This window comes from uncultured Sulfitobacter sp., assembly GCF_947502895.1.
Classification (GTDB): domain Bacteria; phylum Pseudomonadota; class Alphaproteobacteria; order Rhodobacterales; family Rhodobacteraceae; genus Sulfitobacter.
The window spans coordinates 223,738-236,891 of the sequence record NZ_CANNBM010000002.1 but is presented as its reverse complement, the minus strand read 5'-3'; the positions used below and the strand labels follow the sequence as shown (position 1 = coordinate 236,891).

The 13,154-nt window shown below is 57.0% G+C and carries 11 protein-coding genes; 7 read left to right on the top strand and 4 right to left on the bottom strand.

What is annotated here, in order from left to right; genetic code table 11:
- Window positions 1-9: 9 nt before the first annotated feature.
- Complete coding sequence (locus tag Q0903_RS09235) at window positions 10-342, bottom strand: hypothetical protein (RefSeq protein WP_299414778.1); 333 nt, start codon at window positions 340-342, stop codon at window positions 10-12.
- Window positions 343-1,350: 1,008 nt separating this feature from the next.
- Complete coding sequence (locus Q0903_RS09230; protein ID WP_299414776.1) at window positions 1,351-1,983, bottom strand: glutathione S-transferase N-terminal domain-containing protein; 633 nt, start codon at window positions 1,981-1,983, stop codon at window positions 1,351-1,353.
- A 331-nt stretch (window positions 1,984-2,314) separates the two neighbouring features.
- Between Q0903_RS09230 and Q0903_RS09225 the strand changes: the two genes are divergently transcribed.
- The 4 genes from Q0903_RS09225 to Q0903_RS09210 are packed head-to-tail and all read left to right on the top strand — an operon-like array spanning window position 2,315 to window position 8,603.
- The gene (locus Q0903_RS09225) at window positions 2,315-2,824 is read left to right on the top strand and encodes a nuclear transport factor 2 family protein (protein ID WP_299414775.1); all 510 of its coding nucleotides are present in this window, start codon (window positions 2,315-2,317) and stop codon (window positions 2,822-2,824) included.
- 54 nt (window positions 2,825-2,878) lie between these two features.
- Window positions 2,879-4,036 carry an efflux RND transporter periplasmic adaptor subunit gene (locus Q0903_RS09220; protein ID WP_299414774.1) on the top strand — a complete coding sequence of 386 codons (1,158 nt, stop codon included), beginning with the start codon at window positions 2,879-2,881 and terminating at the stop codon, window positions 4,034-4,036.
- Window positions 4,033-7,182: a multidrug efflux RND transporter permease subunit gene (locus Q0903_RS09215; RefSeq protein ID WP_299414772.1), complete on the top strand. Its 3,150-nt coding sequence runs from the start codon at window positions 4,033-4,035 to the stop codon at window positions 7,180-7,182. The genes Q0903_RS09220 and Q0903_RS09215 overlap by 4 nt, the downstream gene beginning before the upstream one ends.
- Window positions 7,179-8,603: an efflux transporter outer membrane subunit gene (locus tag Q0903_RS09210; protein ID WP_299414771.1), complete on the top strand. Its 1,425-nt coding sequence runs from the start codon at window positions 7,179-7,181 to the stop codon at window positions 8,601-8,603. Before Q0903_RS09215 ends, Q0903_RS09210 begins: the two co-directional genes overlap by 4 nt.
- Before the next feature lie 7 nt (window positions 8,604-8,610).
- Here the strand turns inward: Q0903_RS09210 and Q0903_RS09205 are convergent, their stop codons facing one another.
- Window positions 8,611-9,555 carry an alpha/beta fold hydrolase gene (locus Q0903_RS09205; protein WP_299414769.1) on the bottom strand — a complete coding sequence of 315 codons (945 nt, stop codon included), beginning with the start codon at window positions 9,553-9,555 and terminating at the stop codon, window positions 8,611-8,613.
- A gap of 215 nt (window positions 9,556-9,770) precedes the next feature.
- Entirely contained in the window at window positions 9,771-10,490 is a 720-nt protein-coding gene (locus tag Q0903_RS09200; RefSeq protein WP_299414767.1) for an MBL fold metallo-hydrolase, read from the bottom strand.
- A 348-nt stretch (window positions 10,491-10,838) separates the two neighbouring features.
- Between Q0903_RS09200 and Q0903_RS19765 the strand changes: the two genes are divergently transcribed.
- The 3 genes from Q0903_RS19765 (at window position 10,839) to Q0903_RS09195 (ending at window position 13,111) form a co-directional block, all read left to right on the top strand.
- A complete protein-coding gene (locus tag Q0903_RS19765; protein ID WP_366141488.1) occupies window positions 10,839-11,108 on the top strand; it encodes an AraC family transcriptional regulator in 270 nt (89 codons plus the stop codon).
- Between the two features lie 39 nt (window positions 11,109-11,147).
- Entirely contained in the window at window positions 11,148-11,264 is a 117-nt protein-coding gene (locus tag Q0903_RS19760; protein WP_366141500.1) for a helix-turn-helix domain-containing protein, read from the top strand.
- Window positions 11,265-11,446: 182 nt separating this feature from the next.
- Complete coding sequence (locus Q0903_RS09195) at window positions 11,447-13,111, top strand: cyclic nucleotide-binding domain-containing thioredoxin-disulfide reductase (RefSeq protein ID WP_299414765.1); 1,665 nt, start codon at window positions 11,447-11,449, stop codon at window positions 13,109-13,111.
- The last annotated feature ends 43 nt before the right edge of the window (window positions 13,112-13,154 follow it).

Sequence of the window (13,154 nt, the reverse complement as noted above, 5' to 3'; positions counted from 1 at the left end):
ACCTACGCTTTATCCGACCGTTGTGCCACCTTTGATGTCGCCGTAGGTCATGGCTGCATCATGGTGAGTCATCGCATAGCTACTAATGATCGGGGTGTCGGTGCTTTGGCTTGGATGAATGTCCAGATCGTGCGCGGTTTCTGCCCGTTGGTTCAGCGCGCATATGGGGCCGCCTGACGGATCAAGCACACTGTTCGGCTTACGAAAAACAAAAGCTTCAGCACACAGATCGCCAAGCGTCACATCGCGCAAAATGATGCTGTCGCCACCTGTGTTCAGGGTATGGTTGTCTTTGGCTTGTGCAAAAGCCGAAATTCCAGATTTCCTCCCAAAAGGCGTCATCGATTTAGGGGCGGTCGACCCAAACGCTTTGCATGGAATTGTTGGCGTCTTGCCAGTCCATGAACCGCAATTGGCGTAGGTCTTCGATCAGATTGATCCAATCAGGGTTTTATATGGCTTCTGCCTCGAAGTGCTCTTTTTTAGCCTATTGTGATGCCTCGTACCGGATCACCAACATCCACGTTTCCGCGGACCATCCTGTACTATGCGCTAGATACCAGAACGGTTTGCAATGGTCTCCTTTTTAGCCTTCGCTGGATATCCCGTCAGAATGACGCTCTCTGGCAGACCATTGGGCCAGCCGTTTGCGTGCAAAGCATCATAACCATATCGCACCAGTATACCGTATGTCCCGACAGTGGTTGCGACCCGAGGGCGCATAAGATGGAAACGATCAATAAACGCGTGTTGCGGGGACCAGTCTGACAGGTTGTTCAACCCCATCGCATCTCAGGGATCGAGTAGGCCGTTTGCCGTTTCTGACGGTTGTTGATCAGGCATGATATTGCCCTTCGAAAATTGCGGCTGATGCCGTCAAATTTTGCCACCCCGAGGGTGTGATTTGGACCAAGTATCAAGACTGGATCTTGCATTTCAAGTAAGGCGTTTATGTTGCTGTTTTGCAGCCAATAGTTGGTCATTTTCATTTGGATCAGTGTCTTGATGCCTGCTCCCAATCTGCGAGATCGAGGTGACTACAGCCCAAATGGGGCGGACTATTGAGCAAAGGCCCCGAGATTGATTTCACCTGAGTTTAACGGTCGTTTTGCGGGTGAATTCTGCGACGGGTCGGTCGATCAATTTGGTGCTGAGCGTCACCGTTGACCCAACTGTCAGTTGCCCGAGCAGGCTGAACAGCCACGCGGCCTCATCCCCGACCCCGCGGGCAGTGCTCCATGCGGTATCGTGTCTAGGTCTGAGGCGCGTGGCGATCACGCTGCGCAGCAACCGCGTGTGTTGCGGATGTCGAGATCTTGCGTGGCCATTGTCTTGTTGTCGAGGTTCATGTCACCCCTTTTGCACGGTTCGGTCCAAACGGGCTAATGCGCGCACCACTGCGGGGCGCGTATCTATCTGTTGTATCCAGCGCCGAGTGTGCGCCAGTGGCGTCAGCCTGTCGGCGACCGCACCGTCGAGGAATTGCAGCCCGCCTTTCGCCCAAGGAAAGGTCATGATGTCTGCAACTGAATACATGCCGCCTGCCAGATAGGGCTGTTCGGCCAATCGCTTTTCCAGCACGTCAAAGAGGCGCAGGGTTTCTGCCAGATAACGCTCGATCGCGTAGGGCAATTTTTCCGGTGCCATCTGAAAATGCCCCCATTGGCCAATCATCGGGCCAAGGCCGCCCACTTGCCAAAAGGTCCATGCCAATGCATCGGCGCGCGCTTGACCATCTGCAGGCAGGAATGCGCCGTGTTTTTCAGCCAGATGCAATATGATCGCGCCGGATTCGAACAAGGTTATCCCGTCATCCTGTAGGGCGGGAATTTTACCATTTGGGCTGAGTGCGCGAAAATCTGCATTGTGTTGAACACCTGCGCCGATGTTGATGGGCAAAACGTCATATTCCAACCCGAGCTCCTCGAGCAAGATTGCCGGTTTCTGCCCGTTCGGGGTGTTCCACGTGTGCAGTTTAATCATGGGACAGTGCCGTAATTCCGGCGGTTATCGTTATGGTTTTCCATGGTGTGCTCCCAACATAGTGAGCGCTAGCAATAGCGGTTTTGCCGCATGTATGATTGAACGTTTCAGCTGATGTTTTGAACAGTGCAGGCGTCAGGACGGCCGCCCGTTTCGATTGCCTATCCTGGTCCCGCAGGGCTTGGCATGACATCGCTTGCATGCAGATAAGATGCACGGATCGTTCAAGAATTAAATTGCCCTGTTCAATTCAAAGCCCCCCCACATCACTACAATTTTCCTCATGGAACTTGGCTATGCAAAGCAACAAGACACCTAAAGGAACAGATTCATGAAATTTCTTCACACGTTGGCCCTGTTTTTGGCTCTTACAGGTCCGCTGCACGCGCAAAACACTGCATTCCTTAAAGAACCCAACAGTCTGGTCACCGAAGACGATCTGGCGGTGCGGCAGGTGATTGCACGGCTGAACCAAGCGCTCGATAGTGGTGACTACGCTGTTTACGGCAGCTTTTTTGCAGATGATGCGGTGTTTACCTCAGGATTTGGTGATGCAACCGGACCAGCGGGTGTGGCCGCAGCACTTGAGCAAGTGCGCCCTTTCATCACAAACAAACGCCATGTGTCGGCGAATTTGGTCATTAACGGTGCGGGCGACCGTGCGGTTGTCACAAGTTATCTGATTGTGTTCGAGCGGGTCGCCGACCTGAGCTATGTCGGATCTGCCATCAATATCGACACTCTGGAAAAACGCCGCGGTCGCTGGCTGGTTACCCGTCACGACTCCGAGCTCGATCCGGCAACAGCTGATGCGATGCAGGCTGCCATGGGCGGCCAGTAAATCGCCCACACCAATCCCCAGTCTGCTCCCCCCCCCAACGAGGCTTTATTTGCGATGTTCAAAACACTCAATCGGCCCCTGAGCGGCCTTGCGGTTGTGGTCGTTCTGGCCTTGCCTTTGGCGCCTGTGTCTGCCCAGCAGCAACCGCAGGCAGTGCCGGTTCAGGCCCCTAATCCGGTTCAACAACAGATCACGGATTACGACATTTACACGGGCCGTGTCGAGGCGGCTCAGGATGTGGAAATCCGCGCGCGTGTATCGGGATTTTTGCGCGAGATACGGTTCGAAGATGGCGCGTTGGTCAAAGCGGGCGATGTGCTGTTTGTATTGGACAAGCGGCGCGCGCAGGCATCCGTGGGGATTGCGACGGCAGCTTTGTCGTTGGCAGAAGCAAACCTGGATCTGGCGGCGGCGGAGTTGGCCCGCGCAGAGGAGTTGGCAGCGCGGCAAGCAATTTCGCGTCAAGACCGTGATCAGCGGGCCGCTGATCTTGCCGCAGCGGCGGCGCGTGTTGAAGGGGCTACTGCCGACCTCGCGCTTGCCCAGATTGATTTGCAGGATACGGAAATCACTGCGCCGTTTGACGGCCGTGTGTCTTCAAAGCGTGTCGACATCGGTGCATTGGTGGATGGTGGCACGGGGCAGGGCACACTCCTTACCGATCTGGTGGCAATTGATCCCGTTCAAGTGGTGTTTGATGCATCTGAAAGTGACTATCTGTCTTACGTCCGTCTCGATCTGGCTGGCCGTGCAGGGTCATCGCGAACAGAGCCGGCCGTGATTGATGTGATGCTGCCTGACGAGGACACATGGCAGCACAAGGGCCAGATTGATTTCATCGACAACCGGATTGACGCTGCGTCGGGCACGATCCGCGTGCGCGCCAGTATTTCCAACGGTTCCGGCCTGTTCGCACCTGGTCTGTTTGCCCAGGTGCGCGTGCCCAGATCAGAGCCTTATACCGCCATGCTCGTGCCTGACACAGCCGTACTAACGGACCAAGCAGGCCGTATTGTATATGTCGTTACCGATGAGGGCGCAGCGCAAGCGCGCGCTGTGATCACAGGCCCTTTGTTTGACGGTCTACGCGTTATCCGCAGCGGGCTGGAACCGGATGACCGTGTCATTCAAAGCAATCTGGTCGCGATCCGCACGGGCACTCAGGTCGAGGTGACTGACGCCCAAGCCGGTGATGCAGGTGCAAGCGAATGAGCCCGTTTCGCATGTTTGTGGACCGGCCCATTCTGGCCACTGTCCTGTCATTTGTGATTTTGATCGTGGGCGGGGTCAGCTATTTCACGCTGCCTGTCTCTGAATATCCTGAAATTGCACCGCCGACCATCAGTGTGACCGCCAGCTATCCCGGTGCCTCTGCTGAAACGGTGGCCGAAACTGTAGCCTCGCCTATTGAGCAAGAGATCAATGGTGTCGAGGGCATGATCTATATGCTGTCGCAGTCCACTGGCGACGGCTCTGTTTCGATCACGGTCACGTTCGAGCCGGGCACAGATTTGGATGCGGCGAACGTGCTGGTACAAAACCGCGTGGCACGGGCCGAGCCGCGCTTGCCGGAGCCCGTGCGCAGGCTTGGGGTCTCGACAGCCAAATCCTCGCCCTCGATCCTGATGATCGTCAGTGTTCTGTCGGAAAACGGCAGCCGTGATCAGCTCTATCTGTCCAACTATGCGCGCACGCAGATTGTTGACCGCATCGCGCGGATTGATGGTGTGGGCGAGGCGCGTTTGTTTGCGGAACGGGCGTATTCCATGCGGGTGTGGTTCAACCCTGATCGCATGGCCGCGCGGGGGCTGACGCCCGAGGACGTGATCGGATCGTTGTCTGTCAACAACGCACAAGTGGCGTCGGGTACGTTGAATGCGCTGCCTGCAACAAGGCAGCAAGCCTATCAATTCGGGGTCGAGACCACAGGCAGATTGACCGCCCCCGAAAGCTTTGGCGACATTGTCATCAACCGTACGGAGGATGGCAGGCTGACCCGTGTGCGCGACGTGGCACGGGTTGAGCTGGGGGCCGAAAACTATGGCATCTTCGGCTACCAAGGGCTCGATACCTCGATCCCGCTGGCAATTTTCCAACGGCCCGGCACCAACGCATTGGCAATCTCGGAGGCCATCAAGGCCGAGATGGCAACGCTGTCCGAAGAGTTCCCCGAAGGGGTCAATTATAATATCGTCTATAACCCGACCGAGTTCATCTCCACCTCCATCGACAAGGTGTACACAACATTGTTCGAGGCCGTTGCTTTGGTAATCCTCGTGGTGCTTGTGTTTCTGCATGCCCCGCGCATCGCGATCATTCCTGTGCTGGCGATCCCCGTGTCTCTTATCGGTACGTTCGCGGTGATGTCTGCCTTTGGGTTTTCGATCAATACGCTGACGTTGTTCAGCCTCGTGCTGGTCATAGGTATCGTTGTCGATGATGCGATCATTGTGGTTGAAAACGCGCAACGTCTGGTAGACGAGGGTAAATCCCCCAAAGAGGCCGCGCGCCTGACAATGGATGAAGTTGGCGGTGCTGTGATTGCCACGGGGTTGGTGCTGGCTGCAGTGTTCATTCCGGCAGCCTTCGTCGAAGGGGTAACAGGCGCGTTCTACCGCCAGTTTGCAATTACGATTGCCACGGCGACCATGCTGTCTGTTCTGGTGTCGTTGACCTTGTCGCCTGCGCTGGTCGGTATCTTTATGAAACCCAAGTCGGACGATACCAAAGAGAAGGGTCTGATCGCCCGCGCCGGTGCTGCGTTTGACCGCGGGTTTGACAAGCTGTCGCAGATCTATGCGAGCTTTATCCGCTTCACGATCCGCCTTACGCCTTTGGTGATGGTGGTCTATGGTGGCCTGATCGGTTTGGCGGGTTACACCCTGACCACTACGCCTGCGGGGTTCATACCTGATCAGGATAAGGGGTACTTCATTGCCGCCCTGCAACTGCCCCCCGGATCGTCCCTGACCCGGACCCGCGCCGCGATGGAGACGGTGACCGAACGTATCCTCGAACACCCCGCCGTGTTGAACACCAGCGGTTTCGCGGGGTTTGACGGCTCGACATTTACAGCCTCATCCAACGGTGGCGCGATCTTTGCCACGCTCAAACCGTTTGAGCAGCGGCTGGTGGATGGCAACGATGTAGCGACTGTCATCGGCGATCTGCAAGGAGTGTTGAATGGTATTTCCGAGGCGGGTGTTTTCGTGCTCCAACCGCCTCCGGTAGAAGGCCTCGGCAACTCCGGTGGTTGGAAGCTGTATGTGCAGGCGCGCGAAGGGCAATCGCTGAAAGAGACCGAAGAGCAGACCCAAGCGCTGGCAGCGGCATTGAACCAAGAACCTCTGGTGCGCGGGGCGTTTACCCTGTTTAACACCAACACCCCCAAGATTTTTGGCGAGATCGACCGCGCAAAAGCTGAAATGCTGGGATTGGATGCAACGGCGGTAAACCAGACGTTAGAGAGCTATCTCGGCTCTGCCTACATCAACGACTTCACGTTTTTGGGTCGTAATTTCCGCGTTACTGCGCAGGCCGATGCACCGTTTCGCGACGAGATTGGCGATGTGGAAAGCTACCGCGCACGCGCCACTACGGGAGCGATGGTGCCGCTTGGGACAATTGCGGATTTCACCTATACCACCGGTGCCGACCGCGCGCCGCGGTATAACCTGTACAACTCGGTTGAGCTTCAGGGTGGGGCGGCCCCTGGCGTATCCTCAGGCGCTTTGCTGGGCGCGATTGAGCGCGTGGCAGGTGAGGTTCTGGCCGATGGCTATGCCATTGAATGGACCGATCTGAGCTACCAGCAAAAGCAAGCAGGCAACACGGCAATCTATGTATTCGGCCTTGGCGTGTTGTTCGTGTTTCTGGTGTTGGCCGCTTTGTACGAAAGCTGGCTGTGGCCACTCGCCATCATCCTGATCGTGCCGATGTGCCTGCTGGCCGCTTTGGTGGGCGTCAACATGCGGGGCATGGACAACAACATCCTGACCCAGATCGGTTTAATCGTGCTGGTGGGGCTTGCGTGTAAAAACGCCATCCTGATTGTCGAATTCGCCAAACAAGCCGAAGAAGACGGGTTGAACCGTGTCGAGGCTGCGGTGACGGCGGCGCGTCTGCGGTTGCGGCCTATTTTGATGACCTCGCTGGCGTTCATCTTCGGGGTGATCCCGCTTGTTATTGCCACGGGTGCGGGTGCCGAGCTGCGGCAAATCCTTGGGACAACCGTGTTTGCAGGCATGATCGGCGTCACGTTTTTTGGTTTGCTGTTTACCCCCGTATTCTACGTGGTGTGTCGTGCGCTGGGTGCTTGGCTGTCAGGTGAGAACAAAAAACAGGAGCCTGCGACATGATACCGACCAGACTGACCAAACCGCTGCCTTTGCTTCTGAGCGTTGCCCTATTCGGAGCCTGCGCCGCTGTTGGCCCTAATTACAAAGCACCAGTGGCTGCGACAGGGGCCGAGGCGTTGCCTTCGGCCAGTGGGGTGTCCTTGCGGTCAAATGCGACATCCAGCTTGTGGTGGCGGGAGGTCAAAGACAAACGCCTCTCCCAATTGGTCGAGAACGCGTTGGTAGCCAATTATGACATCGCTGTTGCTGCAGCCAATCTGGATGCCGCACGCGCACAATTGCGCGAAACGGCCAGCACCCGGTTGCCCGACATCACGGCCACTGCGTCCACCGAACGTTCACGTGAAGCACACACGCCTAGCGTGCCGCGTCAGACCCAATCGCCCAGTAGCCTGTCGGCAAATCTTAGCTGGGAGCTAGACCTGTTTGGCCGTTTGCGCCGCCAGTCCGAGGCGCGTCGTGCAAATGCCGATGTGGCTGCTGCCCTGTTGGCCGACGTGCAACGCCTGATCGCGGCGGATGTGGCGCTGGCTTATGCCGATCTGCGCGAGGCACAGGTGCGCCGTGCAGTGGCACAGCGTAACCAGCAAAACCAAAAGCGCACGGTCGAGATTACCCGCACGCAGTTCGAGGCGGGCGCAACGGATCAGCTGAACCTGCTGCGCGCACAAAGCCAGCTGCAAACTACCGAAGCCAGTCTGCCGACATACAAGGCAGCAGAGCGTGCGGCGTTGAACCGGATCACCACTTTATCAGCCAAAGCCCCGGGATCAATGGACCAGACATTGGGAACCGCCACGGGATTTCCTTCGCTTCCCGGTGTGATTACTGCAGGCAATGTCTCGGCCTTGTTGCGCGCGCGCCCTGATATCCGCGCAGCCGAGCGAGACCTAGCGCGCGCCACCGCAGAGATTGGTGTCACCACGGCTGATTTGTTCCCGACGCTGTCTGTTTCGGGCCGTCTTGGGCTTTCTGGCTCTGACCCGGCAGGCTTGTCACGCTCGGGTGCTTCGTTCTTCGGGGTCGGGCCATCGATCTCGGTCGCTTTGTTTGACCGTAATGAAATTCATGCGCGGATTGCTGCCTCAAAGGCGGTGGCGGATGGTACGCTGGCCACCTATCAAAACCTTGTTGTCCAAGCGCTGTCCGAGGCGGATACAGCCCTGTCAGACTATGCACAACAGGGACAACGAACCGTGTTGTTGGGCCGTGCTGTGGCATCTGCCCGCGAAGCAAGCAAGCTAGCGCGGGTTCAGTTTGAAGTGGGGACAGAGCCGCTGCAGACCCTGTTAGATACTGAAAATGCCCAACTGTTGGCAGAGGATGCCGAGGCAGCGGCGCAGGCTGAGCGGTTGCGCGCATTGATCCGCGTGTACCGCGCCTTTGCCGTGGGGCCAGTGGCGGCGACGCCCGCAGGATAGTCTGGGCCTAGCGGTCAACCAGCTGGCCTGTTTCGTTCAGACGGTTGACCCCTCTGTGAAACGGGCCAAAGAAGCGGTCGTCATCGCCAGCGACGGCTTCTATCGTCTGGCCCATGCCCCTGATCAAATTGAGAACAGTTGGGGAAGTGGCAGGGACCAAATGCCCGCTGCCAGCGTCCGATATTGCAGACACGTCGATAAAGGTGATGCCCAGATCGGCCAGCTGCGGCGTTCCGGTCAAAGATCCCAGCCGTGGTTTGCCAGTCAGCAGCCCCGACAACCTAAGCGCGTTATCTTTTGGGGATGAAAACACCACGAACGGCTGCGGCAACGGGGCGGCATCACGTACCTGTTGGCGAAACAACTCTGCGTCGATATCGGGCGAGATCAGGATCACGCCGGCAAGTTTGTCGCGCATCCGTCCTTGTCGTTTATGCGAGATCTGGCGCAGCGTCTCGATCACCAAGAATGCGCCCAGCGAATGGCCCACTACGACAATGCGCTCGGCACTGCTGTCGGTGAGTGCCAGCAACGTCTGTTCCAGACTGTCACGGGCAAAAAGCACTGAATCGCGGTCGCGGGCGTAATCGCGAATGCGTCCTGTCGAAGGCCATGCATAGTGAAGCGTGAGGGCGGGCAGCTTCAGGTCGTGCTTTATCTGGGCAAAGCGGAACAACCCTTCGGCAAAGGTGGTGTTATATCCATGCACAAAGACGACCACTTCGCGGTCCGATTTCGGGATTGTCGCAGCCTTGCGGTCAAACGCGGTCTGAAAGGCGGATTGGTTTTGATAGGTCGTTTGGGCGACTGTGGCAAAGTGCTTGGCAGGGTCGGGCTGGTCACCACCCCATTCGATCTGGCCCGCGCTGTGATTGGGTGGAATGGAAATGTCGTACTTGCCAAATTTAGTCTGCGCAGATCGTGCTGTTCCAAATCCGTTTGCCAATGACATGCGGTTTGTTGCGATAAAGATCTGTTCAACCGTGGCACCACTTTCTGCGGGTATCTGTTTGGTAATTAGGCCAAGGGGTTGCTGTTCGCTACACGCGGCCAAGACGAGGCACGAGCATAAGATCAAACAGGCCAGCGATACAAAATTCGGACGTATAATCCGGCAGGCAAATGCCCGAGGTTGAAATTGGGCGACGTTGCGCAAGGTAGCTCCGTTCATATTTGCCGTGGGTCCATAGGATGCCCTTTCCATATATTCTCAACGATTGCATCAAAAACATCGCTACCCAAGTCGCAGCGCAAATAATATGCTCCGTGCAAAGGCAGAATGGCGGCTATTGGCAAGCTGCCCACCACCTCTTTCCAGATCGGAATGAAACACGGGTCTGTGTCGGCGCCGATGGGGCGTTCAAGCCGTGGCGTCTGGTCGGGCTGTATGGGTCCTGGCCCCACAGCGGCATCACCGGTCAGCAAAATGCCGCCCTTTTGTGGAAGGTATAACATGATTGAGCCCGCCGTATGGCCCGGAATGTGAATGAGCTGTGCGCCTACGCCCTGCAATATCTCCAAGCCCTTTCCCCCAGTAGGATCGCCAACCGCCATCGGGAGGCGAGACATCGAAGGGCATGTGTGATCGTCCGGATGCAATAGGACTGGCAGCTCGTAGTGTTCTTTGATCTCATGAAAAGCATCGCCAGATGACACAAGGTGACGGTGCGAAAGCACAAGTGCCAGCGGTGGGTGAGCTGTGCTGATCATTGCCTCAATGGCATCCAGATTCCAGCTGAACACGGCATCAAACAGCAGCGTGCCGGTCGACCCAGAGATTGCATAGGAATTGGGCGGCCGTTTCGACCCGCCTGTGACCGCCCCCTTTTGGGGCAGCATCACGACCGGTCCGATGATCGGGCGCACATGGGGCGCGAAAAATTCCACATTGACCTCCTGATCAAGAGGCGAGCTACTGCTGTGACAAGACAGGGCGACCCAATGGGCGAAACCATCTTGTCCTTTCGGGGGACCCTCGATGATGTGACCCTACCATACTGCAACGCGTCGCCCTTGAACGAAAGACGCTTGTTTTGGAACGCAGCAGGCGGGTTTGTCTTGCCATCTGTCAGAGCGCTTTCGCGTTTTAATCAAAAACTGAGCACTCTTTAGAATATTACGACCGGCATTTCTGCAGGATTACCCTTCACGGGCAGAAATAAAGGCAGGTCTAATAAAAGTTGGAGTCGTTCTGAAAACACCGGGAGCAATGGGCGATGCACACCGCAATAAGATATGGCCAAGAGGTGGAAACGCGACTGGCCTATTCCGTCTCGTGTAGTCCGAACGTGCAGGCAGGCGACATGTCGATCATCGCGCTATCCTGCACTGATACCGCCGTCTGTCAAAGACACCAACGCCCGCATCCAACGCGCAGTCAACCGTATCAAAGCACATCTGGCTGATAGTATGTCGGTTGCCAAACTTGCCGGCCTTGCCAATATGAGCATCAGTTGGTTCTCCAGAGCATTCAAAGCAACCGTGGGCCAGAGCGTGCATGCCTAAGTTCTGGAGCGGAGGTTGGAGCAGGCCAGGCGCGCGTAGATCAGCACCAGAACACCTATCGGCCATATCGCTGTGGATTGCGGTTTTGCCGATCATCCCCACCTCACCAGACTGTTTCGCCGCCACTACGGGATATCGCCTAGCGGTTTGCGATAGCTCTGGTCAAAGCATATTGGGCAGGCAGCAGTAGTGTCGGATTGTTCTAAGAAAAGATCGTTCTGTCCAATGCCTGACAGCCTCAATCCGCCAATGTATCGACGTTGCCGAAGCGCCGTACCGGACCTTTCGGGGTGCGACCCTGTTCTCCACACTGGTTCCTATTTATTGAAAGACGCCTCATGAGCTCAGATTCCGCGCGCGCGGCCACCGACACCACCGATCCCTATGCCCGTGAAGGTCAGATATTTCCCACATTAACCGACGCGCAGATTGACCGCATATCTGATTACGGCGAAGCTGACGTGCTGCAAAGCGGCACGGTGATATTCGAGCGCGGCCAACGCGGCGCAGATTTCTTCTTGATCACCGCTGGATGTGTTGAAATCATCGATCGGACCATTGATGGATCCGAACGGATCATCACGGCGCTGGGGCCTGCGCAGTTTACCGGTGAGCTGGATCTGTTCAGCAGGCGTAAAGGTCTGGTCGAGGGGCGCGCCAAAGGGACAACACACGTCATCCGTCTGACCCGCGACCAGTTCCGCCGCATGTCCTCTACCGAGCAGGACATTGGAGAAATCATCTTGCGCGCACTGATCCTGCGGCGTTCGGGTTTTATTGCGAAAGCACAGGCGGGTGCGACAATTGTGGGTGATGCAAATGACCGCGACGTCATCCGCATCAACAGGTTTTTGTCGCGCAACGGGTATCCCGTGACCCTATGTGATGCGACCACGCCACAGGGCATTGAGCTGTCAAGAAAAGCACGACCGGAGTCCAGCTGCCCCGCAGTAGTGCAAACATCGGATGGTCAGATATTCAGCAATCCGTCAACTGCAGAGCTTGCCGATCTATTGGGGCTTACCGAAGACTTGGACGTCGATCATGTGTATGACCTTGCCATTGTTGGTGCCGGGCCTGCCGGTTTATCCGCCTGCGTCTATGCCGCGTCAGAGGCGCTGGATACGGTCGTGGTGGAGACCGAAGCACCAGGCGGGCAGGCGGGGACGTCTTCGAAGATCGAGAACTATCTGGGCTTTCCTACAGGTATTTCCGGTCAAGCGTTGGCGGGGCGGGCGTGGATTCAAGGCCAGAAATTCGGGGCGACTTTTGTTGTGGCCCGCGCCGCGACACAGATTGCACGGCACGAACGCGGGTTCAAAATACAACGAGACGGGGCGCATGATATTCTGGCGCGCGCCGTGATCCTTGCCTGTGGCGCGACCTACCGCAGGCTAGACCATATTGACGGCTACGCAATCTATGAGGGTCAGGGCATCCATTATGCCGCCACTGCTCTCGAAGCACGGTTCTGCTCGGGCACCGAGGCCGTGGTTATCGGCGGCGGCAATTCGGCGGGACAGGCGGCCGTTTTCTTGTCGCGCCATGCCTCTAAGGTACATGTATTGGTGCGTGCTGACGGGCTGGCCGACAGCATGTCAGACTATCTGGTTAGCCGGATCGAGCAAAGCGGCAACATCGAACTGCACACCCGATCGGAGCTGACTGCGCTGCATGGCGACAGGCTGCTGGAAGGTGTGACTTGGACCAACCGTGACACAGGCGCGGGCACCCGCTGTAATGCGCCCAATGTGTTTGTAATGATTGGCGCTGTGCCCAACACCGCGTGGATGGGCGATTGTGTTGCGCTGGACACCCGCGGCTTTGTGAAGACGGGTGCTGATCTGGAACAAGCGGAAAATATGTTCAGCACCTCGACACCCGGCATCTTTGCAGTGGGGGATGTGCGGTCGGGTTCTGTAAAACGCGTCGCCTCTGGCGTGGGCGAAGGGTCGGTTTGTGTCAGCGCGGTGCATGGCTATCTGGCCAATAATCCGTCCTAGTGCAGGTCTGCACCGGTTTTGCAGGCCGTATGTTTTACCATGT